Origin of the sequence: Stenotrophomonas sp. TD3 (assembly GCF_001939825.1) — a bacterium.
GTDB lineage: Bacteria > Pseudomonadota > Gammaproteobacteria > Xanthomonadales > Xanthomonadaceae > Stenotrophomonas.
On the sequence record NZ_MOYM01000001.1, the window covers coordinates 2,763,959 to 2,787,476 of the forward strand.

Here is a 23,518-nt window from a genome sequence, read left to right on the forward strand (position 1 = left end):
CTTCAGAGACTGTAGGGCGGTTCCCCACAGGCGTAGCCCACCAGCCGACCACCACCAAGAGTTGATGCCTCGGATGGAGGTCGACCTTTTGCGGGCGTGGCCTCGAGGAAGCTCTGTGCGCCTTGCGCCGTCCGCCGGAGGATGGTCAACCTGGGCTGACGATCCTGATGCCGGTCCAATCTCACGCTGTGCGACGCCTGATACTGATGATCGCTCCGTCAACCACGAGATAGGCGGGGATCATGGAACGAGGAAACTGGGTGGTGGTGCGAGCGTACGGTCCAGCTGCGTCGCTGTTGGTCCTGGCGGCGCTATGTGTAGCCATGCTGTCAGCCTGGCCCCAGAACCCTCTGCTGGCTGGTCTGAAGTCCATGGCCAGCTTGGTGCCTGCAGGCCTTGTGGCCGCAAGCCTGGGGCTGATGGGGACGGCTACCTACCGGCTGCACAGGTGGCAGCGTGGTGCGGGCCATGACTGCTCTCATTGCGGTGGGCCGCTTGGCCCCGAGCGTGCCGGCCGTGCCCGGATGGGAGGTGCCTATCGGCGCTGCTATGCCTGTGGCTCCAACGTCAACCATCAACACTACCAGTAGACGGCAATGACCGGGCCGGTCGGGTGCTGTCCAGGTTCAGTCACTTGAGCGCAGTCGCTTGAGTCGCGAGGATGGCCTACTCCAGCATGGTGCCGCCTGCGGCAACCTTGGCGCGATGGAAGCCGATCAATCGAGATCGTTGCCAGAAAGTCTAAGCCCGCAGGAAGAAGGCCATGGCCAAACAGGGCTGGTGGATCCCTCCCAAGCGGTGGGTTGGAACGCATTTTCGTTCCGACGGCAGGCCAGTTGACCACCTCGTCGAGATACTGGCGGTGTTACGCGACTTCGGGCCATCTCAGCGAGAGCCAGATGGACTGCGACGCACGACCGGCTTGGGGGGAGTGGTTCCTCTCGCCCCATGTTCTTCTCGATGGCGCCACGCCTGCTGCTGCGCTGAGCGACAATCCGGCCCGCGTTCTTCATGCAGCACTGGTGGAGTTCTCCGACAATTTGCGATAAGGGCGTTGCCGAGCAAAGCCAACCATCCCGGCGCAAAGTCAGATAGGCGCCTTTCGAGATACGTAACGTTTACAGGCCATGCTTTCAGGCGGCTTCGGCATGGTTCTGCAGGTCATTCGAATAGCATCTCGCTCGTGGTCAATCAGCGCGGCGTGTTGTGGCCGCGGTCCAGTAAGAAATTTCCGCCCCCTGATGGGGGCGGACGTCGCAAGAGAGCTTGACACTGATCGGTAGTAAGGGGATCTAGCTCGTGGGGGTGTCAAGCGGTACGAGCCATCATCTGGTCGGTGCGCCTAGCCGTAGGGGCCCACTACTTGCTAACTGTAAAGCCCGCCCGCACTCTGAGCGAACCTGCTTCGTCTGCTTCCGGCGGCGAATAGGTCAATTTCAGTTGAGAGGGCGGGAGCTTCATTTGGGCAGACAACGTTTTTTCAAACTGGCTGACAGAAGTTCGTACGTAAATTGGGTTCCCCTCGTCGTCCGACGCTTCTGCTTCATCCTCCAGCCTGAGTATGTTCACGCCATCGACGTAGACTCCTTCAATACGGAAGCCGTTTGCGATAGCTTTTGCAGTGATCGTTACAGAAACATCAAGCGGACCGCCTGGGATCGCGTAGAGTTTAGCGTTGGAGGCAGCCAGTGCTGATCCGATGAAATCAAAACTCGATTGCAAGTTCTTGTGCTTTTTCAAGGCAAAAACTTCGCTGAAATGGTTGGCCTTGATCGCAGTCCGAGGTTGACCATCGGGGTCGAAGAACACCTCGAACAACATGCCGTCCAAGATGGCCTTGCGCTTCTCTGCAGGGAAATGGGCTGTTCTATCAATGAAGTTGCTAATGAAGGCCTCGGCTGCGCGAGAGCCGCCGCATGCTGCTTGATAGATGTTTCGTCCCATTACAAACAGGTTGTCGTTCGACGCCTTGGTCAAAGATCCTGCAGTTATCAGCGCCAATGCGTCGTTCTGCGAGTACCAGTTGTGGCTCTTAAGGCCGGCGATAACCTTGTGAGACTTCTTGGCAGGATCGATCACGAAAAGTGCATCGGCCAACGCTTCGGGACCGTAATCGGTGATGAGCTTGCTCAGGCTCTGGTTGAAGGCGAAATTGCCTGACAGCGAGGTGTGCTCCCAAGTAATCTGTTTTCCCTTACTCTCCGCCGACACCGTATTGCGGACTTGCTTGAACATGGTCTCGATCAAGCAGTCAGCCTCATCGATGTGCTGGAGGATGGCTCCGGTGTAGGTTCCATTGCGACCCTTGCCATCTAGCGCATACTGGCCGGGGGACGTTGCGAACCCGATGATGGTTCCTCTTGGCGCATACACGGGGGCCAAGCCAAGAGTGGAGGCGGACCGCTGCCACTCGCGTTTCCAAGGATTGTTGCGGCACGCGTCCAGCATGATGATCTTGGTGGCGACTTTGGACCTCTCCAGCGTCTCGATCACTTTGTCTAGAGACAGAGATCCGTGTTTGGCATCGGTCTCGTCGTCCATCGGCGTATCGATGGCCAGCAGGTAATTCACTCCATCGATCTGCATGCCATGGCCGGCGAAGAAGAACAGGCCGACTTCGCTGGTGGCGAGAGCTGCCCTAAATCTCGTCAGGGCTTTGTCCATGTCCTTATAGTTGGCGTCGGTGACCGTTTCAACGTCGAAGCCGTAATCGCCGAGCTTCTTGGCGATGTCGGTGGCGTCGTTCACCGGGTTGGCAAGCTTTCCGTCGCCGTCGTAGGCAGCGTTGCCGATAACTAATGCGGTCATCTTCTTTTTCAAGGATTACTCTCTGTCTAGTTGGATCTTGGTTAGGGGGAGCTGCAATATAGTCGGACGAACAACCAATGGCGATGACCTTAGTGCTAGACCCTGCCATTAAGTTGCAAGCGGGGCTGCTTGGGCTTGCGCAGAGCGAACGTGTGCTGCGGTGCTCTACTTGGGCTCTTCCGTCCCGACAGCGCGCAGCAGAACTCGCTTGATCGCACCCAGGTTAATTTTGCGACCCCGAGCATCCTCGCAATTGATTTCGGCCCGAGATGCGCTCATGAATGCATCCGGGTGGGAGAAACGGATTCGACATCATCTTCTTTGTATCACCGTTCGTGCTCGTCATCTTCTCGACTTCCAAGCGTCGGTCCACGCCAGGCACTGTGATCTTGCTGCTCAGCAGGAGATCGGGCACGTTCTTGAAGATCTTCCTGAAGTTGCTCAAGCGAAGAGCTCGTCAGGATCTTGAGGCTGTCACCGCTTTCGGCCACGGCCAGTCACGTTGCATCCTTTCCGCCCCCCCGCCCTGCTTTCGGTAAGAAGCCAGCTTGTGCAGGTACGCCTCAAGTTCATTCGGCGGCAAGCCAATCTTCTTCTTGCCTTCTGGAGATTGGTCGCCGACCAGATGCACGAGACCCTGAATCAGGCGATGGCACTCAATCTCACCCTGATCCTCGTGCTCCTCTCTGGCTTTCGCGTGGGCGCAGCAGAGTAGGGAGAGAGGCGTATTCGTCAAAGCCAGTCGCGTTCTTCATGACTTAGTCGCGCCAATCGTGACTAATGACAGCCGCCGCCCACCAGCGCCGCCGCGCTCGCACTGTGGTGGGGTGAGCGGAACGGCCGTTGCCGCCAGCGTCGCGGATCCAGCCCCTCACCGCTCACTGAGGCAATCGCGGCCAGCTGCAACGCCTCGGCTTCCTCGGTGTCCGGCAACAGGCTGGGCAGGCGCGAGGCCAACAGCGTCTTGCCGCAGCCAGGGCTGCCGATCAGCAGAAGGTGGTGACCACCCGCTGCGGCAACCTCCAACGCACGCCGCGCATGTGCCTGCCCGCGCACGTCGGCCAGATCGGGCAGCGGTAACGGTGACGTGTCCACGCGCTCCACGGGTGGCAACAAGCGGGGATTGCCCAACCCGGCGCAGCATTCCAGTAGCGTGCGCGCCACGCGCACGTCCGCGTGCTCGGCCAGCGCCGCCTCGGCGGCATTGCCCGGCGGCACCACCAGGATGCGCCCGGCGTCAGCCGCCGCAATCGCGGCGGGCAGCGCACCCGCCACCGGCCGCAGCTCGCCGGTCAGGCCAAGCTCACCCAGGAACTCGTACTGCAGCAGCGACTGCGGGTCGACCTGGCCACTGGCCGCCAGAATTCCCAAGGCAATCGCCAGATCGTATCGCCCACCTTCCTTGGGCAGATCGGCGGGCGCGAGGTTCAACGTGATGCGCCGCTGCGGAAAGTCAAAGCGCGCACAGAGCAGGGCGGCACGCACGCGCTCGCGTGATTCGCGCACGCTGGTCTCGGCAAGGCCGACAATCTGGGTGGCAGGCAGGCCGCCAGAGAGATGCACCTCCACCCGCACCAGCGGGGCGTCGACCCCGGCGCGGGCACGGCTGTGGACCAGCGCCAGGCTCATGTGTGGATTCCTGCAGAAAGACGCTTGATGGTGCGGCAGGTAATCTGCGTGGGACTATCGGTAATTGCCGGCAATGCGTCTCGGGGTATTTCCGCCTGCAAAGGGTGCAGCGTGCGCACCGAGGGCAAATGATCTGTGCAGCGCGGCTCTGCGATGGCGGTCTCGGAGGTCTTGCGTCAGGCAAGGCGTACAACAGGGCGGTAACGGAAAGGAGCGAGCTGAAATGCAGTGCATTCGCGTGCTGATGGCCCTCTCGCTCGCCATGGGCCTGCCGGGCTGCCGGGCTGCCGGGATGGGGTGGAGAGTTCAACGTATCCCATTGGCCAGACGGGAGAGGCGTGCACAGCCTACAAGGGCTTCGACCGCCAGCCTCCTGAAGTAGTTGTGGCCGAGCTTGCCAAGCGAGGATTGGATGGTCGCCGATTGGTTCATAGGACAGTTTGCGGCCCGATTACCAGTTGGGACATTCTCCCCGCAGGAGCGTCGATCGACCGGATACCTCCGCCAGACGCATATGTAAACGTCCGCCTGCGGGAGGACGGCTCGGTTTCCGTCAGTACAGACCGCCCATGACGTTGGTGCCGCCCTTGATGATCGAGCATCGGGCGAACAGAAAAAATGCGGATGGGCTCGCGGGCGGGACGAGTGGCACCCAGTCAACGCCATGGACTCGCCCCAATACCGTGGCAGAATCGGCGCTGGCCGGCCCCGTGCCCATCTGCGGCGCCAGGCAGACCCACAACGCGACGCAGTGCCCTCCGCCGTCAGTGCCCAGGAGATCCCGTGCGATATTCGATACGACTCGTTGCTGCGTGCGTCATGTCCGTGGTGGCCTCTGGCTACGCAGGCATTCTCGATGCAGCCGCACAGGAACCCTACTGGCCGACGCAGGAATGGCGCCATTCCTCCCCGGAAGCGCAAGGGATGGATTCGGAGGTACTGGCCAACGCCTTCGACTACGTGCGCGAGCATCAGACGCCCATCCACAGCCTGACCATCATCCGAAACGGCTATGTGGTGGTGGATGCCTATTTCTGGCCGTTCCAGAAAGGGCAGTACCACGATGTTGCGTCGGTGACGAAGAGTGTCACCACCACGCTGGCGGGCATCGCGATCGGCAAGCACGCGCTGGAGCTGCACCAGCCGCTGACGTCGGTCTTCGGCGCCCAGGGCATCGCGAATCTGGACGAGCGGAAGAAGCGCGTGACCCTCGAGCATCTGATGACGATGTCCTCTGGGTTGGACTGCGATGCCAGCCAGGGCGAAATCACGCTGTCGCGGATGAGGCAGAGCAGCGACTGGAGCCGGTTCATGCTGGACCTGCCGATGCGCGACGAGCCCGGGAACCATTTCGAATACTGCTCCGGCGGCATGCATCTGCTCTCTGCGGCAATCACCAGGGCGACGGGCCAGAGTGCGTTCGACTTCGCCCGTCGCGAGTTGTTTGGACCACTCGGCATCAACCATGCGGCCTGGCCAGCCGATGGCCACGGGGTTTCGTATGGATGGGGCGATCTTCACCTTGAGCCCCTGGACATGGCGAAGCTGGGCTACCTCTGGTTGAACGATGGCCGTTGGGAGGGCCGGCAACTCGTCCCGGCAGCATGGATGCGTGCTGCGGTCCGGCCGCAGGCGCAGCTGGAAGGTAGCGACGAGCAGTACGGGTACGGTCTTTGGCTGCAGCCGAACAGGAAGCCGTCGCTGTTCGAGGCCAATGGCCGCGGTGGCCAACGGATCAGCGTAAGTCCAGAGAAGAATATCGTCGTCGTGTTCACCGGCGGGACGTTCGAACCCGGCGATATCGGCGCTTTTATTCTTGCGTCGCTCACGTCTGACCAGCCCTTGCCGGAGAATCCGGCGGCGGTGGCGCGGTTGGCGGCCGCGGTGAGCGACGCGGCAAGACCGCCCCCGCCGGTATCGTTCATGCCGCCACTGGCACGCACGGTGTCAGGCAAGCGGTACGTACTGTCGGAGAACCCGCTTGGCGCGAAGTCGCTGATGCTCACGTTCTCGGGTGCAGAGGTGGCGCAGCTCCAACTTGAATTGAACAGCCGCCACGAACCATCCCGGCCGGTTGGGTTGGATGGGACTCCGCGCGTGTCGGGCAACGGCAATTTTGGTTTGCCCGTAGCAGTAGGTGGCAGGTGGGAGAGCAGCAACACCTTTGTCTTCGACTACAACGAGGTCGGAAACATCAACGCGTACCGGTTCCGGCTGACGTTCTCGGGCGACGACATCGTTGTGGACCTGAGCGAGCGATCGCAGGTGATTCAACCTACGCGATTCCGCGGCACGTCAGGTAACCGGGCGGCGCCTGCGCAGGTTCACTGATGGCGGGCTGGCATGGAGAATGGGAGATAAGAGGAGTGGTAATGATTCCTGTATCTTTCTCGAGTGCTACCCGGTACGGGGCCGATTCTCGGACGCGGAGCGGTTCCATACGTGCTGCTGTATGCGTCGCCCTCGCTGTTTGGCTTGGTCTGGTAGGCCCGGCCAGTGCGAGTAGCGACGACGGTGATGGTCACAGGATCGAGGCTGGTTCTGCTTCGACCTCGGCCATTCGCCAAGTGAGGGGATGCGATCTTGATGTTGGTCACGTGGATGTGGACCGGCGTGTCGTCCAGCAGGTTCGCGAGCTGAAAGCACAGCCGAATGCGGATCAAAGGGCCCTGGCCATGAGAGCCTTGCTTGAATGTCTGTCGAGTCTCGGGAAACGACAGTTTGATGAAGCCAGTCCTTCCAGCGTGCGAGAGATCGCCTCTCTGTTGGAGATGGATGGAGATGTGGGCCGGTTCTACGCCTCCAGGATGCTGGCGATTCTGGGGTGTCGAGCTCGTCCAGTGCTGCCTCTTCTGCATGATGCGCTGGACAAGACGGCGCCCATTGAATCCAATCTCGGCCCAATGGTCCTGTCGCCAGCAGTAAGTCCCCGCGAAGAAGTCGCAAGGGCGATCAGAGCGATTGAAACTGCGCATCCGTGTAGAACGCAGTGGGAATGATGTGCTGGCGTCGTCTGCTGGGCCGCTGCTTCCTTCGAGAGATCAACGCATGAGCGAACGCATCACCGCCTCACAGCTGATGGACAGGCTGATGTCCGATCCGGAGTTCGTACGGCGTGAGCAGGAAAGAGAGTCGCAACCAATGAGAGCCACCGGAGGGCTCGCGGAAGCGGAGGCCGGACTGGTCCGAAGTAGTTTCTATAAGGGAACGGAAGAGGGATGAAGCTGAAGTTCACGGCGGACAGCGACTGGGAGTCGCATGTTGGCAGGATCAAGAGTCATTACGTAGAGCGCTCCGCCACATTCGAGTCCAGGAGCTACGGGAACGAAGTGGCTTCTGTGGCATTGCTTTTCGTGTGTCGAGATCCCGAGCTGGATTTCAAGCGAAGAGTGCAGTTTCGACGAAAGAAGGCGGAGTTCTATACCGATGTAATGCTTGACCTGCCGACCATCGTTCCGCTCTCGATGAAAGAGAAGATGCGGTATGTATCCCGCGAATTGCTTGAGCAGTTGGCGGAGCAACTGGGCAGGGTGAAGTTCAAGGACTTCGACCATGCAAGGTTTCTGCTGGATCTGAAGGTATGGCTGGAGGACATCGATAGCCGTTATGACGGCCAATCGTCGGGTGCATGGCACTATGCCTCGGGCGAGGCATCCTAGTCGCTCCGGAAGTCACCAATGCTCACTTGCTGGTCAATTTTCTCAACGGAATGGGGGTTCCATTGCAGCGCTATCTTTGTGATCTGGATGTAACAGGCAATCTTTCGGCGGGCCGCGATGTCGAGCAGCTGCTCCCCGATCGATATGAGTTGGATCAGCGTGTGATTCGCTTTGTCTCCATTGAGCAGGCCAATCTGAACGCCTGGAGGGTTCGTCTTTGCGAAGTGTTTGACAATGGAGCGCCTGGCTTCATCGATGTGTACGAGTTCGAGGCGCTGGATCCGGATCATCCCTTTGGTACCGAGTGGACGTTTGATTCGGTTGATGGTGCCTTGAGGTTCGCGCGGGACGTGCTGAGGACCAGTCAGGGGCGCTATGTGAACCAAGGACTGATTCAAGACGAGTACAAGGACCGCTATCACCCGGAATGGTGATACGCCTCTGGAACGAGTGGGCTATCCGCACATGAGTCACGAATGTCCTGTGATCATTCCTTCAGATGGATGGACGAAGTTGTCATGAAGACACGCAGATTCATCTTGATTGCGGTGGGTATGTTGCCTGCAGTCGCCGGCTTTCCCGCAGGGAATCCACGGGTGGATTTTGTATCGAATGCCTTCCGCGATGGAAGTTTCATCCCGCATGTCTACAGCGAGCGGGATGTCCTGCGCCGCTATGGTGATGGCGAGATGGTCGTGGACGCGGCAGGACTGATACGGCGTAGATACCTGGATCCCACTACCCGCTTGGAGGTGCTGATCACCTCCAACCCTGACGTCGCTCCTGAGTTCCGAACCATCGATGAAATCCGCGTTTCATCGATCAGCACGGGGCAACCCGCTGCAGGCAGAACCGAGAGCTTGCGCGGCGTGAAGCTGAAAGGCGTTGCCATGGGTGACCCGGCGTCCAAGGCCGCCAGCGCAGCAGGCGCGTATGGCCAGAGGGACACAGAGCAGGCAACGCTGGGCGGCTTCAAGGTCGAGCGCACCTGCGGGTTCTCGGAAGGCGGATCGAACATATGCTTCTACGTCCGGGATGGAAAAGTGGTTGCAATGGCACTGGGGTTCGGCCCCTGACCGGTTGCTCTGCCCCTTGCGGTGCAGGCGCAACCCCACTGCAAGCGTCGGCCTACGATGGCACTCCAGCGCGGACATGGTTGCTGGGAACGGCCTGGCGGTGGCCTGGGCCCCCAAGCAGACATCGCTGCTCATCAGGCACCAAACCAGTGAAGCGCCCAAACCGCGCCTCAACCCACGAAGGCCCCGCGTTTTCCACCAGCAACCGCCCCTGGCTCTGGTGCAGATCCATCCAACGCTCGAAGCTGATGCGCAGGCGCTCAATATCCGGTGCCCGCCACCGTGCATCGGCAGGCATCCGGATCAGCACGCGCGAGGGTGCGTTCTCCACGTCCATGACCAGCACGCCCTTGCATCGGATCTCGAAGGACGTCGCCCCGGCATGGCGCGCGTACAGTTCAAAGCCCTGGTAGGCCTTCGCGGTAACGAAGCCGAGCGCATCACTGTGCAGCAGGCGGTAATCGGCCGGCCGTAGCTTCTGGTAGGCCCAGACCTGATCGCCCGCTGGCTCGGGCCACTCCACCCACATCGCGCCGATCACCGCGATGGACACCGCTGCAGCGGCAAGGCCGTGCATCTTCATTTGTCACCCCGCACACAGGCAGAAAGCTCCGCGCCATAAGCGCGCTCAGTCCTTGGGTCGCATCCGCTCGTGGATGAAGGCAGTCAGCGCGAGATCGGCCATCACCAGCCCCTCCATCACCCGGTCGCCCACGTACTGCTCCGGCTCGCCGTTCTGGCGCGTGCGCTCGGCTGCCAGCAGGATCTCCTGGACGATGCGCTGGCCGGTGAGCGCGCAGTCGGCGTCGGACAATGCCATTTGCCGGCTGCGCAGATGATGCCGCTCGGGCCAGGGCTGGCCGTCGGCCGCAGCGCCCGCGCCGATGGCGTGCAGGATGGCGATCAGGCTGTTGGGGTCCAGCGCGGGCGCGGGTGACGGCGCTTTCTGGATGGGGCGCGGGGGCGGGGAGTGCGGCGTGGTCATGTCGGGCTCCGTGCATGCAGGCAGAAGCCGCCACCGATAAAGGTGGCGGGCAGAGCGTGGCTCGAAAACCGGATGTTGGGAACCGGCGGGTACAAGACCCCCACGCCCCGCCCGCCATAGCCGGCAGACGGATTGCCAGCCGGCACCACGCGCGATGGTGCCGGCTGGCAAGCGCAAACTACTTCCCAACAAAACGGGCTTTCGAGTCCCGACCACCGATGCACGGTGGCGCAGTAACGATTACCTGCAGTTGTTCGGAATGCCAACGGGTAGGGGTCAATGCCGCCAAAACCCGAGACGTTTTTGGCATTGTCGCATAGCACCGGAAGCGGCGAGAGCCTTGGCGTGCTAGGTGAAACGGCGCTTCTGGAACGGAGTCGTCAGAACCTTCCGTTGGAGATGCAAGGGGCGGCAAATGCGACAGCACTCGCCCATCGGGCATGTGTGATCGCTCATGAAACCGAACCGCTGCGACACCCGCTAGATGGTTTAAATGACTTCTTGCCTATTGAACCTACCGAGTGCCGCGCGCAATCTGACTACTACTGTAGTCACTCGGGATCGTCCTGCCCGCAGTAGGAAGGTTCTGCAGCGTTCGACTGGATTCCACCCACTGGCGCAGGCCAAACAAGGACCACTGTACATGTCACGCCGCAGCCGACTGCTTCTCTGCGCGGGTCTGGTCCCGCTTCCGTGGTTCCTGTTCTGGACCAGCGTTGCCGCCCTGTTCGCGCCGGGCTACAACCCGCTTGCGCAGCACGCCAGCGAGTTGCTGCAGGCGCCAACGCTTGCAAGCATCTGCGGCAGGATCGCGGCTATCGGCTCCGGTATGGGCTTCGTGGCGTTCTCCATCGGGGTATGGCGGGAGTCCGGCCGTCGGATTGCCGTAGGTGCAATCTGCTGGTTGGTCTTTGGCATTTCCATGCTGACCAACGGGCTCTGGCCCATGGGCCATCCGATGCACGGCTTCTACACCATCGGTATCGCAAACATCATTGCACCGGCGATGTCGCACATCGAATTGAGCGCGTGGTCTGCCAACCGAAGGGCGTATGCCGTGACTGCTATGGTGAGCATCGGGGGCATCGTCTATCTCTGGTTGAACGTGGTGGGAGCGGATCCGGAAGGGTTCAGGGGGCTGACACAGCGCGCGTTCTCGTCGATCAACTCGCTGTGGCCATTCCTGGTTGCGCTGTACCTGCTGCGAAGGGGTTCAAGCGTGCTGAAGGTGCAGCCTGCGCATTGATGGGGGCGCGCGACAGGAACATGGAGGAACGATCAAGGACTTCTCGATTCTCCGGCCCCAGCTCAAGGTGATCTTCTCGGGATTCATGCCAGGGTGCTCACCGTTCAAACCGTGGGCGCTCTTCAACCATTTGTTCCTTGATGCAGGCACCTCGGGTGGCAAGAGGGGAAAGGTCGTGCGCGCCGTCTGCTATAAGTAGCGCAACCACGCCCAGAGGGCCTTTTGGAAGATTGTGGACTCATGGAGTTGTACTGGCGCTTGTTCACCAATTGCACAACGCAGCAGGCGACTCTCAAGGTCGCGGCACGGATGTTTGAGCAAGCAGGTCTTGAAGTCAGCAATCTCCACGCCGAGCCCTATCACAAGGGCGGCTTCATGGTGAGTGCCTGCTCCCATCATGCTGCGCAATCGTGGCCTGAATTTGTGGTTCTCGCCTTGGCTTCGGCTCAGTGCACCGGCCGCGGATGGCTTCTGAGTGGCTCAATTGCAGAGGAGCTGGATGCTTGGTCCAGTCAATCCTTGGTTTCCGGTGTTTCGTCTATCCATATTCAGGCGGAAAGGCGGGAGTGACGAATCGCTGGAGTAGACCAAGGCCGCTAGCCGGTAATCATCTTGCGGTAGCGCGGCAAGAGTCGAACTTGAGAATCGCGCGTCGCGTATCCAGCCGGCCTGATGGAGCTCAGACTCTCGCGCCGGTGTTCCGCGATAAGGAAGACTCTTGCGATTGATGTCCGCTCCTGGCCGGGAGCGGATATTGGCCCGCGGAGGGCAATTCCTGTAGATAAGTGGCTGGCCAGCGATCCGTGACGGACATGCCCGTGGTGTCTTGAACGTGGATTTGGCGGGGCTTCTGATCCTATGCCTGGGTCTGGCCATGCGCCGGCTTAATGGCCAAACCCAGCCGCCCTAGGATCGCGCTGTATCAGGGGAAAGCACGCCACATGGTGCTTTGTGGGCAGGACGTATGACCGGACCCAAGGGTCCATCCATCAGGGAGTCAGGTTCCATGAGAAGCATGACAATGCTCCTACTCGTGCTTGCGCTTGCCAGTCCAGCTGCAGTCGCGGCGGATCGCCCTTCGGCACAGGCCGTGCTCAATCGCGTTGCCAACGAAGGGGGGCGCAAGGTGCTTTGGGACCTGTGGCAGCACGAGCGGGAGTTTGGGCAGGTCACCTCTGGCATCGAGTCAGGTGATCCTGCATGGCTCGAGGTTGCGGCTGCGCTAAAGCCGTTTTCAGATGCGGGCGCCTCGCTATCCATCAACTATGCGGTAGCCCGTGCATTGCCCAAAGCGCCCGAGCGGGTCTTGGCATTGACCACGCAGGGATTCAAGGTCGAGGACATCTGCACATCGCCGTTCATCGAGCCAGATCCGGGAGTCGCGGAGGCGTATGAACGACGTACGCTTGCGGCACTTTCACGACTGAAGGGCACATCGGTTGCGCCCGTTGCGGCAGAATGCGCGGCGCAGGTCCGGCTTCCGGATGGGGCTTGATGATTTGTACGGCTGGGCTTTTTAGGGGCGATGCGGGGAATGAAGATGTTTCGCCGGCAATTGTTCTACGTTCAAGTGCACCAGGATCACTTCATCGCTCGCTCGGTAGGTGGTGACAGAACCATTCGTCGCCAGTGCCACGCCCTTGGCAATCGTGCGGGGCCGGTCAGGGACTTCTCCACCATCCGACCTAAGCTGAAGGAAATCTTCTCGGAACTCGCGTCCGGGTTCTCACTCCTCAAGCCGTGGGCGCTCCTGCATTTTGATCCGGTCGAGTATCCGATCACGAAGGAAGAGCTCGCGGGGTTCCAAACGGTTGCCATGCGCAGTGGGGTGAGCTTCTGCTTTCTCTCCACGTGGGAGCAGCGGCATGAAGACAAGGACTTATTGGACATGTTCAAGTAGAGACCGGCCAGCTCTCCGTTTGAGACCAAGCCGACTCCCCCGGTTCGGCCTATTCTCAAACTGCTGTCGTCCGGTTCCGGCTGGAATCTGACATCAACGAGGCCTACGCACTGGAATACATTCCGAAAAGGACAACTGGATTCCCATGGCCGCATTCGATCATTCCCTGGTAGCCCTCCGATTCTTCGGGGAGGACCTCCTGCCCGAAGAAGTCAGTGGCTTGCTCGGGGCGACCCCGACCGCATCGCATCACAAGGGCCAGGAACTCAGAGGCAACCCATCAGGCACCGTGCGTATCGCCAGGACTGGCAGCTGGCAACTTGATGCGGAGCGTCGTGAGCCTGAAGATCTGGACGCTCAGATCTTCGAGATCCTCGATCAGCTCACCGGCGATCTCGCCGTATGGCAGTCTCTGGCACGCTTCCGGCCTGATCTGTTCTGCGGTCTTTTCATGGGCAGCAGCAACGGTGGTGTCTCGCTTTCGCCTCGCGCGCTGCTCGCCTTGGGTGAGCGCGGCATTGAGCTCGGGCTGGACATCTATGAAGCCGATGAAGAAGTGCGCAACGCCCAGCGCCAATAGGCCATCAATTGATGATCTCCCCACTCCCCGAAGCAACAAACGCCTTCAACTGCCGAACGAATTCCGCGTCGTAGGCTTCCCATTCCGCAATCTCCCCAACCACCCGCAACGGCTGCGCACTCCGGTACGACCGCGTCGGGTTCCCGGGAAACTTCTTGTTGGTCACGTTCGGATCGTCTTCAAACGGCCCGGTCGGCTCCACCACATACACGCGCGGTCGCCCTTCACCCTTGGCCATCTCCGCAGCCAACCCAGCGCCCTTGGCAATCGTGGTGAAGTAGATGTGGTTCATCACCACGCTGTCGCGATAGTTGGAGCGGAAGCCCGCGCTCAGCAGCTCGCCCACCGCGAGGTCAGCGCGGGTGCCGTGATAGAACGGCCCGGCGACCTGGTCGCAGGTGTCATGCGAAACGGGTGTCCATTCGGTGTCCTGCGCCATCGGCACTGCCCCTGCGTGTCCTGCCGGATCGACAGGCCGGCGAGTCTAGGGCGCCCGGTGGGCCTTGCTGCGAGGCCCCATCCGGGAAATACTCTGTAGTGGGAGGCGCAGTGCGCCTCCTTTTTTCATTCTGCGGCGCCGCGCCCTTCCAGCTCGCGCACGGCGGTTTCCAGCGCATCCAGCTTCTGGCGGGTCTTCAGCAGCACGGCGCGCTGCACTTCGAACTCCTCGCGGGTGACCAGGTCGAGCTTGGCCAGGCCGGCCTGCAGCGCGCTCTTGAAGGTGGCCTGCAGTTCCTCGCGCGATTCGCGCAGGCCCGGCGGCACCAGGTCGCTGAGGCGACGGGCGAGGTCATCGATTTGATTCAGGTCGATCATGGGGTGCTCCGTGGGGGTGGGCCCGTGCATCCGGCGCGGGCAGGCCATTCGGGCACAAGGATACTGCTGGCACCCACTGCCCGGACAGGCCGCAGCGGCTTCGCACGGGCCGCGTTCAGGCGCTATCCTCCACGCCGGAAGACAGGAGATAGACGATGAAGATGGTCATGGCGGTGATCAAGCCGTTCAAGCTCGACGACGTGCGCGAAGCGCTGGCCGAGCGTGGGGTTACCGGGATCACGGTGACGGAAGTGAAGGGCTTTGGTCGCCAGAAGGGCCACACCGAGCTGTACCGTGGCGCGGAGTATGTGGTCGATTTCCTGCCGAAGGTGAAGCTGGAAGTGGCGGTGACCGATGACCAGGTGGAGGCGGTGGTTGAGGCCATCGTGAAGGCCGCCGGCACCGGCAAGATTGGCGACGGCAAGGTGTTCGTGTACGACCTGGGCAGCGTGGTGCGTATTCGTACCGGTGAGCTGGACGCGGACGCGTTGTAACCGGTTTTTGTAGAGTCGAGCCATGCTCGACTGCATTTCGCGCGATGCAGGAAGAGCAGTCGAGCATGGCTCGACTCTACAAGGAGCGGTAAAGCGGGGCGGCGCTTACCGGCGCTTCGCCCACTTATAGAACCGCTTCCAGCCCTGCCGCACGGCGGCGACCCAGCCAGGGTCGGCCACCAGCGCGGCCTGCGCGGCACTCGGCGCCTGGCCGGTCACGCGCTGGCGGATCTTCAGCAGGTTCTTCATGTCGCTGCGGCGCATCTGCCGGCTCAGCGGGCCGCGCCGCAGCCAGCGGGGTATGCGCCAGGCGGAGGTGAAGTCCAGCAGCACCGGCACGCCACCGCTGACCACCACGTTGGTGCCGTGCAGGTCGTTGTGGGTGATGCCGGCGGCGTGCAGGCGGCTGAGCGCGTGCTGCAGCTGCTCGAACACGTCGTTGCCGACGGCCTGCGCGGTGCTCAGGGTCTGGCCGGGGATGAATTCCATGCCCAGCGCCAGGCCGCCCAGGGTGCCGAGCAGTGCGGGGGCATGCTTCCAGCCGCCGAGGCGCTGCAGCATGCGGGCTTCACGGCGCACCATCAGCCGCGCGATCAGCGAAACGGGGGTGCCGCGGTAGCGGGAGTAGTCCTTGATGACCGCCTCGCGCCCATCCAGGCAGGTGCGGTAGACGTCGGGGGCCAGGAAACGCTCGCCGCGCTTGAGCAGCAGCGGGGAGGCGGCGTCATTGCCGCAGGAGGAGGGGGGGAGAGCAGGAAGATACATGTCGGGGTCTCGGACGACCCGGTGGGTGGCGCAAAGCGTCAAGCGAACCGGTGTTACAGGGAGTTACTAAGTTTTCGTTAATTTTAGTACTCGCCAGTTCGCTATTCCACGATTTGTCGGAGAAATGTCGGGGCCGTGGCTGGAACAGTTCGTCACGCAGAATCGGACAATTATGTCTCACTTATAGGGCTTGCTGTGTTGAATCAAGGGGTTGGGCGCGCTTTCGGCCCATTCATCGGCGCCGCGCTGAACGCCACGCACGTCCGGCTTGACCCCGGCGCACGCCCTGCCGACCATAAGCTGTTAACCCGCGACATCGGCGGCCGCCCCCCTCCGGCACGTCCCCGTCCCCTGCCGCGTTCCCAACCGGTGCTGGCCGCCTGGCCGTGCATCGCCCCGTTTCCCGTTCCGGCTGCGGCTGGAGGAAAGTGCTTTGATCATCAAAATCGTCATTGCAGCGCTGTTCGTGGCCTGCGTGCTGTACATCCACTTCCGTGGCAAGGTGCGCGCGCGCTGGTCGCGCCAGCTGCTGGACCACTCCAGTTTCATGGCCCCGATCAACGTGGTCATGTACATGTTCTCGAAGGTGCCGACCACGCCGTTCCTGGACCCGGCCAAGGAGTTCCCGCAGCTGGAGCCGCTGCGCCAGAACTGGCAGATGATCCGCGACGAGGCGCTGGCGCTGCGCGATGCACAGAAGATCGCCGCCTCCAGCACGTTCAACGATGCCGGCTTCAATTCGTTCTTCCGCCGTGGCTGGAAGCGCTTCTACCTGAAGTGGTACGGCCCGTCGCACCCGTCGGCGAAGGCGATGTGCCCCAAGACCACCGCGCTGCTGGAGTCGCTGCCGGACGTGCGCGCGGCGATGTTCGCGCAGCTGCCTTCGGGCAGCGAGTTGCGCCCGCACCGCGACCCGTTCGCCGGTTCGCTGCGCCTGCACCTGGGCCTGGCCACGCCCAACAACGACGGCTGCTACATCGAAGTGGACGGCATCAAGAAGAGCTGGCGCGACGGCGAGTGGATGATGTTCGACGAGACCTACATCCACCACGCGCACAACGAGACGCCGGATGATCGCGTGATCCTGTTCTGCGACATCGCCCGCCCGCTGCGCTTCGGCCTGCCGGGCCTGTTCAACCGCGCGGTGGCGGCCACGCTGCTGGCCGGTGGTGCCTCGCCGAACCTGCCGGGTGACCCGACCGGTGGCGTCAACAAGGCGTTCGGCAGCGTCTACAAGGTGCGCCTGAAGGCCAAGGCACTGCGCGAGCGCAGCGTGGTGGCCTACCAGCTGATCAAGTGGGGCCTGGTGGTGGCGGTGATCGCCGGTATCTGGGCGCTTTGATCGTTGCATGAGGTTGCCGGCCAGCGGCCGGCACTACCGGAACATGAAAAAACCCGCGCTGTTGCCAGCGCGGGTTTTTCTTTTGCATTGATGGGGGCCGACCGTTGGTCGGCACGCCTTACTTCAGTGCCGCCTGTACGAACGGCGGAGTCACCAGCACGCCGGTGTGCAGTGCGGCGGTGTAGTACAGGGTGTTGAAGGTCTTGGCGGCCGAGTCGGCCTGGCGGAAGTCGAAGCTGCTGTCGCCCTTGCGCGCCATGGTCACGCTCCACCAGCCGGTGGGGTAGCACGGCTGCGGGAACGGCAGGGTCTTGAACGAACCGAAGCCGGCCTTGCCCATCTCGGTGCGCATTTCGTTGATCAGGTCCAGCTGCATCAGCGGCGACTCGGACTGCTGCACCAGGATGCCGTCGTCCTTCAGGGCCTTGAAGCAGCTCTCGTAGAAGGCCTTGTTGAACAGGCCTTCGCCCGGGCCGACCGGGTCGGTCGAGTCGACGATCACCACGTCCACGCTGCCGGCCGGGCAGTTGGCCATGTAGGCCACGCCGTCGTCGAACAGCAGCTCGGCGCGGGCGTCATCGTTGGAATCGCACAGTTCCGGGAAGTGCTTGCGCGCCATCACCGTGACCTGCTCGTCGATATCGCACTGGGTCACGCTCTCCACGCCCTTGTGCTTGAGCACTTCGCGCAGGGTGCCGCAGTCGCCGCCACCGATGATCACCACGCGCTTGGGCGCGGCGTGGGTGAACAGCACCGGGTGGCTGATCATCTCGTGGTAGAAGAAGTTGTCCTTGCTGGTCAGCATGATGGCCCCGTCGATGGTCATCAGGTTGCCCCAGTCGGTGGTCTGGAAGATCTCGATCTTCTGGAACGGCGACTGCACCTCGTCCAGCTTGCCGGTGATGCGGTAGCCGATGGCCGAGCCGGTGCGCTCGAAGTGTTCGATGTACCAGTTGTTGCTGTCAGTCATTGGAAAACAGTCCTGTTCGGAGGGGTGGAGCCGGGCTGGCGGGCGGGGCCGCGTGGCACAGATGCCACATCCGGACGGATCGGCCCGTTCAGGTTGAAACCTGTCACGGGCGCGGGCGCGCATGATAACGAACCTGTGGGCATATAGGCGTTATCATGCCCCCCCTTTTATTGCCAACAAGGCCGACTGAAATGACCGATTGGTCCCTCGACCAAGCCCGCAAGACCTACTCGATCCCGCATTGGGCGGACGGTTACTTCGACGTGGATCAGGCCGGGCACATGGTGGTGAGACCGACCGGGGCGGACGGCCCGGTGGTGTCGCTGCCCAAGGTGGTGGACGCGGCCCGTGCGGCCGGCGCCAAGCTGCCGCTGCTGGTGCGCTTCCCGGACATCCTCGGCCAGCGCCTGGGCAAGCTGCAGGCGGCCTTCGGCCAGGCCCAGCAGGACTGGGAGTACAGCGGCGGCTACACCGCCGTGTACCCGATCAAGGTCAACCAGACCCGCGGCGTGGCCGGTACCCTGGCCAGTCACCACGGCGAGGGCTTCGGCCTGGAAGCGGGCAGCAAGCCCGAGCTGATGGCGGTGCTGGCGCTGTCGCGCCCGGGTGGGCTGATCGTCTGCAACGGCTACAAGGACCGCGAGTACATCCGCCTGGCCCTGATCGGCCGCAAGCTGGGCCTGCAGACCTTCATCGTCATCGAGAAGCCGTCCGAGCTGAAGCTGGTGCTGGAAGAGTCCAAGGCGCTGGACGTGAAGCCGGGCCTGGGCGTGCGCATGCGCCTGGCCTCGCTGGGCGCCGGCAAGTGGCAGAACAGCGGTGGCGACAAGGCCAAGTTCGGCCTGTCCCCGCGCCAGCTGCTGGACCTGTGGAAGTCGCTGCGTGACACCGAGTACGCAGACTGCCTGAACCTGCTGCACTTCCACATGGGTTCGCAGATCTCCAACGTGCGCGACATCGCCAACGGCATGCGCGAAGCCACCCGCTACTTCGTGGAGCTGTCGCGCCTGGGCGCGAAGATCACCCACGTCGATGTGGGCGGCGGCCTGGGCGTGGACTATGAAGGCACCCGTTCGCGCAGCTTCTGCTCGATCAACTACGGCCTGCATTCCTACGCCAGCAACATCGTGCAGCCGCTGGCCAATGCCTGCGAAGAGTTCGGCCTGACCCCGCCGCGCATCGTCACCGAGTGCGGCCGCGCGATGACCGCGCACCACGCGGTGCTGATCGCCAATGTGTCGGAAGTGGAAGAAGCGCAGGAAGGCCGCGTGCCGGACCAGCACGACGACGAGCCGGCGGCGATCCGCCACCTGCGCGAGATCCACGACGAGCTGGACGTGCGCCCGGCGGTGGAGCTGTTCCAGGAAGCGCAGCATTTCCATGCCGAAGGCCTGGCCAGCTACGCGCTGGGCCAGATCGATCTGCCGCAGCGTGCGCGCATCGACGATCTGTTCTACGCCATCGCCCACGGCGTGCGTGCGCGCCTGAGCTATGACGAGAAGAGCCATCGCCCTGTGCTGGATGAGTTGAACGAGCGCCTGGTCGACAAGTACTTCGTCAACTTCAGCGTGTTCGAATCGATCCCGGACGTGTGGGCGATCGACCAGGTGTTCCCGATCGTGCCGATCGAGCGCCTGGACGAAACCCCGGACCGCCGCGGCATCATCGCCGACATGACCTGCGACTCGGACGGCATGGTGGAAACCTATGTCGAGAACGAAAGCCTGGACAGCTCGCTGCCGCTGCACAAGATGAAGCCGGGCGAAAGCTACCGCATCGGTTTCTTCATGGTCGGCGCCTACCAGGAAATTCTGGGCGACATCCACAACCTGTTCGGCGATACCGACGCCGTGGAAGTGCTGGCCGATGCCGATGGCTACGCCATCACCCAGCAGCGCCGTGGCGACACCACCGATGTGATGTTGGATTACGTGGGTTACCGCCTGGACGAACTGCGCGCGACCTATGCGCAGCGCGTGGCCGAGGCGCAGCTGTCGCCGGAACGCGCGCAGGAGCTGTCGGAGGCGCTGGAAGCCGGCCTGACCGGTTACACCTACCTGTCCGACGAACCGCTGGTCTGATGGACGGTGCCGGGCCTGCCCGGCGCCACCGTTGCCGATGAGCGCGCGCGCGATCTTCCACCTGTTCCTGCATGCCGCCGTGCCAGCTTTGCTGGCCTGGCTGTTCTGGCGCAAGCGCTTCGCCTCGGCGTGGCTGCTGATGCTGCTGGGCTGGATCATCGACCTGGACCATCTGCTGGCCGACCCGATCTACGCACCGAACCGCTGCAGCATCGGGTTCCACCCGCTGCACACCGCACCGGCCATCGCGGTCTATGCCGGGCTGTGCGTGCCGAAGAAGACGCGGTTGGTAGGCATCGGTTTGATGATCCACATCGTGCTGGACGCGATTGACTGCTGGTGGATGCATCACCGTTGATGCTGGGTGCGTGTCGACCAAGGTCGACACCTACCGGGAGCACGGCGACCGGTCGAATTGGCGCTCGGTAGAGCCGGCCGCTGGCCGGCTTCCGCAGGGCGTTCCCGGTGAGCACGTGGTTGCCGGCCAGCGGCCGGCACTACCCACCGTTCGACACCTACCGGGAGCATGGCGACCGGCCGGATTGACGCTTGGTAGAGCCGGCCGCTGGCCGGCTTTCAGAGGGCGTTTCCGGTGAGCACGTGGTTGCCGGCCAGCGGCCGGCACTACCCACCGTTGGGTTGACCAAGGTCGACACCTACCGGGTGCATGGCGACCGGCCGGATTGACGCTCGGTAGAGCCGGCCGCTGGCCGGCTTTCAGAGGGCGTTCCCGGTGAGCACGTGGTTGCCGGCCAGCGGCCGGCACTACCCAATCGTCAGGTTGGCCGCTTCACGCCACCGGCAACCACAACGTCGCGCGCAGGCCCGGCTGCGCATTTTCCAACGCCACGCGCCCGCCATAACTGGCGGTGATATCGCCGACAATCGCCAGCCCCAATCCACTGCTGCCCTCGCGCTCATCCAGCCGCACGCCGCGCTGGGTGACCCGTTCCAGGGCGTCTGCAGCCAGGCCAGGGCCGTCGTCGTGTACTTCGATGCGCAACTGGCCTTCGTCGGCATCCGCGCTGACGTGGACCTGCTGCCGTGCCCAGCGCCCGGCGTTGTCCAGCAGGTTGCCCAGCATTTCTTCCAGATCCGCACTGGCACCGGCGAACTGCAACGCCGGATCGATATCTGCGGCCGTGAATGCAATGCCACGTTCGCCATGCACGCGTGCCATCAGCCGGCACATTGCCTGTGCGACTGCCGCCACGCCGGTGCGCTGGCGATGGTCGGCGGCCAGCCCTGCGGCCAGGTAACGGTCGACACTGGCCTGCATGCGCGCACTCTGTTCGCGCACAGTGGTACGCCAGTGCGTGCCGTCGCCGTCCGCTTCGGTGGCCAATACGCTTAGCGGGGTCTTCAATGCATGCGCCAGATCCTGTGCACTGGTACGTGCGCGCGCGACCATGCGTTGCTGGTGGTCCAGCAGCGCGTTGAGTTCTTCCCCCAGCGGTGCGACTTCCGCGCCCAGCTCCCGCGTGTCGATGCGCTGCGCGTCGCCGCGCCGCACCCGTTCCAGCTGTGCACCGAGGCGATGCAATGGGCGCAGGCCGAAGTGCACCTGGCTGGCCAGCACCGCCAGCCACGCCGCAACCAGTACGCCCAGGGCGATGGCGGTGCGCTTGCGGAACGCGGCGACATCCGCATCCAGCGCGCTGCGATCGGTGGCGACCACCGCCACGAACGGTTCGCTGGCGCGTGGCAGGCGCACCTGCTGCACGCGTGCACGCAGGGATTGCTGCAGCGGTCCGGACAGATTGCGCGTGGCCGGCCCGGTAGCCGGCGCAGGCAGGTTTTCATCCCACAGCGAGCGCGACTGCAGCAGCACGCGGCCATCGGCACCGGCAATCTGCCAATAGGCACCGGAAAACACGCGCTGGAAGCGTGCGTCATTGGGTTCCTGGCGCAGGCGCAGCTGTCCGTCCGCATCCACTTCGGCCTGCGCCAGCAGGGTCAGCATGTCCTGCTGCAGTTCATGGTCGAAGCGATCGCGCGCGCTGCGCTTGAACAGCTCGCCCAGCAGTGCACTGGCCAGCAGCGAGACCAGCAGCAGGCCGACACCGCCGGCCAGCAGCAGGCGCCGCCGCAGCGACGGTTGCCGGTTCATGGCGCGGCCAGCCGCCAGCCCTGGCCGCGCACGGTCTGGATCAGGTCGGTGCCGAGCTTGCGGCGCACCCGCCCGAGCAGCACGTCCAGTGCGTTGGAGTCCGGGTCATGGCCGCCGTCGAACACCTGCTCGCCCAGCCGGTCGCGGCCGATCACCTGCCCGCTGTGGTGGATGAAATAGCTGAGCAGGCGAAACTCCTGCGGACTGAGGGGCAGCGCCTGCCCGTCCAGTTCGAAGCGGCCGGCGTTGACGTCCAGCTGCAGCGGGCCGCAGTGCAGGCGCGGGCTGGCGTGGCCATGGCTGCGGCGGATCAGGGCGCGCAGGCGCAGCACCAGTTCGTCGGCTTGGAACGGTTTGGTGAGGTAATCGTCGGCACCGGCATCGAAGCCGGCCAGCTTGTCGTGCCAGCGCCCGCGCGCGGTCAGCACCAGCACCGGAAAACTCCGGCCATTGCTGCGCCAGCGCTCGATCACGCTCAGTCCATCCAGCCCGGGCAGGCCGAGGTCGACGATGGCGGCCTGCAGGTCTTCGATCTGGCCGATTTCTTCGGCCTCGCGGCCGTCGGCGACCACGTGCAGCACATAGCCGGCCTGTTCCAGCAGGGGCACCAGGCGCTGTGCCAGTGCGGCATCGTCTTCGGCCAACAGGATGCGCATCAGTCGTCGGGCTCCGTCTTCAGCAGCTTTCCGCTGCGCGCATCATAGTCCAGCTCCACCACCACGCCGTCTCCGCGCAGGATCTCCACTTCGTAGACGCCATCGTCCAGCTCCACTTCCAGCAGCTGGCCCGGGTAGCGCTTGAGTGCATCGCGCACCACGCTTTCCAGCGGCACGTAGCGGCCCTGCTGCACGGCGCGGCGCGCGACCTGCTGCGCCGGGTCCTGCACAGGCGCGGCGGCGATCGGGGCGTTGGCCAGGGCCAGCAGCAGGGGCAGGGTGGTGAGCATGCGGGTGCGGAAAGAGAGAGGGGAGCAGGCGCGAGTGTGGCGGGGGCGACTAACAGTCGGCTAACAGCCACGGCTAAGGCGCTGTTAACCGGGGCACGCATCGTGGCGTTG

25 protein-coding genes and 1 pseudogene are annotated in these 23,518 nt (G+C 63.1%); 15 read left to right on the forward strand and 11 right to left on the reverse strand.

Annotation, left to right across the window (positions count from 1 at the left end; translation table 11 throughout):
* Positions 1 to 1,359 precede the first annotated feature (1,359 nt).
* Positions 1,360 to 2,808, reverse strand: coding sequence for a caspase family protein (locus tag BKE09_RS12755; RefSeq protein WP_053093345.1), 1,449 nt, complete (start codon positions 2,806 to 2,808; stop codon positions 1,360 to 1,362).
* Positions 2,809 to 3,358: 550 nt separating this feature from the next.
* On the opposite strand from BKE09_RS12755, the gene BKE09_RS23515 reads away from it, so the two are divergent.
* Positions 3,359 to 3,523: a hypothetical protein gene (locus BKE09_RS23515; RefSeq protein ID WP_157805914.1), complete on the forward strand. Its 165-nt coding sequence runs from the start codon at positions 3,359 to 3,361 to the stop codon at positions 3,521 to 3,523.
* A 71-nt stretch (positions 3,524 to 3,594) separates the two neighbouring features.
* Here the strand turns inward: BKE09_RS23515 and BKE09_RS12765 are convergent.
* Positions 3,595 to 4,437: pseudogene (locus BKE09_RS12765) on the reverse strand (magnesium chelatase domain-containing protein); the annotation flags it as partial.
* A gap of 819 nt (positions 4,438 to 5,256) precedes the next feature.
* On the opposite strand from BKE09_RS12765, the gene BKE09_RS12775 reads away from it, so the two are divergent.
* The 5 genes from BKE09_RS12775 to BKE09_RS12790 all read left to right on the forward strand — a co-directional run bounded on the left by BKE09_RS12775 (position 5,257) and on the right by BKE09_RS12790 (position 9,172).
* The gene (locus BKE09_RS12775; protein ID WP_170871746.1) at positions 5,257 to 6,768 is read left to right on the forward strand and encodes a serine hydrolase; all 1,512 of its coding nucleotides are present in this window, start codon (positions 5,257 to 5,259) and stop codon (positions 6,766 to 6,768) included.
* A gap of 717 nt (positions 6,769 to 7,485) precedes the next feature.
* Positions 7,486 to 7,659: a hypothetical protein gene (locus BKE09_RS23520; protein ID WP_170871747.1), complete on the forward strand. Its 174-nt coding sequence runs from the start codon at positions 7,486 to 7,488 to the stop codon at positions 7,657 to 7,659.
* Positions 7,656 to 8,096, forward strand: coding sequence for a hypothetical protein (locus tag BKE09_RS12780; protein WP_075675962.1), 441 nt, complete (start codon positions 7,656 to 7,658; stop codon positions 8,094 to 8,096). Before BKE09_RS23520 ends, BKE09_RS12780 begins: the two co-directional genes overlap by 4 nt.
* Positions 8,097 to 8,122: 26 nt before the next feature.
* On the forward strand, positions 8,123 to 8,530 hold the full coding sequence (locus BKE09_RS23315; RefSeq protein ID WP_139319648.1) for a hypothetical protein: 408 nt from the start codon (positions 8,123 to 8,125) through the stop codon (positions 8,528 to 8,530).
* A gap of 84 nt (positions 8,531 to 8,614) precedes the next feature.
* The gene (locus BKE09_RS12790) at positions 8,615 to 9,172 is read left to right on the forward strand and encodes a hypothetical protein (RefSeq protein ID WP_139319649.1); all 558 of its coding nucleotides are present in this window, start codon (positions 8,615 to 8,617) and stop codon (positions 9,170 to 9,172) included.
* A gap of 52 nt (positions 9,173 to 9,224) precedes the next feature.
* On the opposite strand, the gene BKE09_RS12795 is transcribed toward BKE09_RS12790, so the two are convergent.
* The gene (locus BKE09_RS12795) at positions 9,225 to 9,755 is read right to left on the reverse strand and encodes a cold-shock protein (protein WP_075675965.1); all 531 of its coding nucleotides are present in this window, start codon (positions 9,753 to 9,755) and stop codon (positions 9,225 to 9,227) included.
* Positions 9,756 to 9,800: 45 nt separating this feature from the next.
* Positions 9,801 to 10,157: a hypothetical protein gene (locus BKE09_RS12800; RefSeq protein WP_075675966.1), complete on the reverse strand. Its 357-nt coding sequence runs from the start codon at positions 10,155 to 10,157 to the stop codon at positions 9,801 to 9,803.
* A gap of 643 nt (positions 10,158 to 10,800) precedes the next feature.
* Here BKE09_RS12800 and BKE09_RS12805 point away from each other — a divergent pair.
* From BKE09_RS12805 to BKE09_RS12825, 5 genes are all read left to right on the forward strand, one after another.
* Entirely contained in the window at positions 10,801 to 11,403 is a 603-nt protein-coding gene (locus BKE09_RS12805; protein ID WP_075675967.1) for a DUF998 domain-containing protein, read from the forward strand.
* 240 nt (positions 11,404 to 11,643) lie between these two features.
* Positions 11,644 to 11,973 (forward strand): hypothetical protein, encoded by a 330-nt coding sequence (locus BKE09_RS12810; protein WP_075675968.1) that lies wholly within the window; start codon positions 11,644 to 11,646, stop codon positions 11,971 to 11,973.
* Between the two features lie 436 nt (positions 11,974 to 12,409).
* Positions 12,410 to 12,898: a hypothetical protein gene (locus BKE09_RS12815; protein WP_075675969.1), complete on the forward strand. Its 489-nt coding sequence runs from the start codon at positions 12,410 to 12,412 to the stop codon at positions 12,896 to 12,898.
* A 39-nt stretch (positions 12,899 to 12,937) separates the two neighbouring features.
* Complete coding sequence (locus tag BKE09_RS12820) at positions 12,938 to 13,303, forward strand: hypothetical protein (RefSeq protein ID WP_075676725.1); 366 nt, start codon at positions 12,938 to 12,940, stop codon at positions 13,301 to 13,303.
* Between the two features lie 145 nt (positions 13,304 to 13,448).
* Positions 13,449 to 13,883, forward strand: a complete 435-nt coding sequence (locus tag BKE09_RS12825) for a DUF4279 domain-containing protein (RefSeq protein ID WP_075675970.1) — start codon at positions 13,449 to 13,451, stop codon at positions 13,881 to 13,883.
* Positions 13,884 to 13,887: 4 nt separating this feature from the next.
* On the opposite strand, the gene arr is transcribed toward BKE09_RS12825, so the two are convergent.
* Positions 13,888 to 14,322, reverse strand: a complete 435-nt coding sequence (gene arr, locus BKE09_RS12830; RefSeq protein ID WP_075675971.1) for an NAD(+)--rifampin ADP-ribosyltransferase — start codon at positions 14,320 to 14,322, stop codon at positions 13,888 to 13,890.
* A gap of 125 nt (positions 14,323 to 14,447) precedes the next feature.
* A complete protein-coding gene (locus BKE09_RS12835) occupies positions 14,448 to 14,699 on the reverse strand; it encodes an accessory factor UbiK family protein (RefSeq protein WP_005419983.1) in 252 nt (83 codons plus the stop codon).
* Between the two features lie 155 nt (positions 14,700 to 14,854).
* Here BKE09_RS12835 and BKE09_RS12840 point away from each other — a divergent pair, with 155 nt between their 5' ends.
* Positions 14,855 to 15,193 carry a P-II family nitrogen regulator gene (locus tag BKE09_RS12840; RefSeq protein WP_005411374.1) on the forward strand — a complete coding sequence of 113 codons (339 nt, stop codon included), beginning with the start codon at positions 14,855 to 14,857 and terminating at the stop codon, positions 15,191 to 15,193.
* A gap of 105 nt (positions 15,194 to 15,298) precedes the next feature.
* Here the strand turns inward: BKE09_RS12840 and BKE09_RS12845 are convergent, their stop codons facing one another.
* Positions 15,299 to 15,958, reverse strand: coding sequence for an RIO1 family regulatory kinase/ATPase (locus BKE09_RS12845; protein WP_075675972.1), 660 nt, complete (start codon positions 15,956 to 15,958; stop codon positions 15,299 to 15,301).
* Between the two features lie 436 nt (positions 15,959 to 16,394).
* Here BKE09_RS12845 and BKE09_RS12850 point away from each other — a divergent pair, with 436 nt between their 5' ends.
* Positions 16,395 to 17,300, forward strand: a complete 906-nt coding sequence (locus tag BKE09_RS12850; RefSeq protein WP_024957655.1) for an aspartyl/asparaginyl beta-hydroxylase domain-containing protein — start codon at positions 16,395 to 16,397, stop codon at positions 17,298 to 17,300.
* Positions 17,301 to 17,418: 118 nt separating this feature from the next.
* Here BKE09_RS12850 and speE read toward each other — a convergent pair whose 3' ends face one another.
* Positions 17,419 to 18,270 carry a polyamine aminopropyltransferase gene (gene speE / locus BKE09_RS12855; RefSeq protein WP_049403786.1) on the reverse strand — a complete coding sequence of 284 codons (852 nt, stop codon included), beginning with the start codon at positions 18,268 to 18,270 and terminating at the stop codon, positions 17,419 to 17,421.
* A gap of 191 nt (positions 18,271 to 18,461) precedes the next feature.
* Between speE and speA the strand changes: the two genes are divergently transcribed.
* Positions 18,462 to 20,351 carry an arginine decarboxylase gene (gene speA / locus BKE09_RS12860; protein ID WP_012512349.1) on the forward strand — a complete coding sequence of 630 codons (1,890 nt, stop codon included), beginning with the start codon at positions 18,462 to 18,464 and terminating at the stop codon, positions 20,349 to 20,351.
* Positions 20,352 to 20,388: 37 nt separating this feature from the next.
* Entirely contained in the window at positions 20,389 to 20,709 is a 321-nt protein-coding gene (locus BKE09_RS12865; protein WP_012512348.1) for a DUF6122 family protein, read from the forward strand.
* 432 nt (positions 20,710 to 21,141) lie between these two features.
* Here BKE09_RS12865 and BKE09_RS12870 read toward each other — a convergent pair whose 3' ends face one another.
* The 3 genes from BKE09_RS12870 to BKE09_RS12880 are packed head-to-tail and all read right to left on the reverse strand — an operon-like array spanning position 21,142 to position 23,407.
* Positions 21,142 to 22,461, reverse strand: coding sequence for a sensor histidine kinase (locus tag BKE09_RS12870; protein ID WP_075675973.1), 1,320 nt, complete (start codon positions 22,459 to 22,461; stop codon positions 21,142 to 21,144).
* Positions 22,458 to 23,117 carry a response regulator transcription factor gene (locus tag BKE09_RS12875; RefSeq protein WP_075675974.1) on the reverse strand — a complete coding sequence of 220 codons (660 nt, stop codon included), beginning with the start codon at positions 23,115 to 23,117 and terminating at the stop codon, positions 22,458 to 22,460. The genes BKE09_RS12870 and BKE09_RS12875 overlap by 4 nt, the downstream gene beginning before the upstream one ends.
* Positions 23,117 to 23,407 (reverse strand): PepSY domain-containing protein, encoded by a 291-nt coding sequence (locus BKE09_RS12880; protein WP_075675975.1) that lies wholly within the window; start codon positions 23,405 to 23,407, stop codon positions 23,117 to 23,119. Before BKE09_RS12880 ends, BKE09_RS12875 begins: the two co-directional genes overlap by 1 nt.
* Positions 23,408 to 23,518 lie beyond the last annotated feature (111 nt).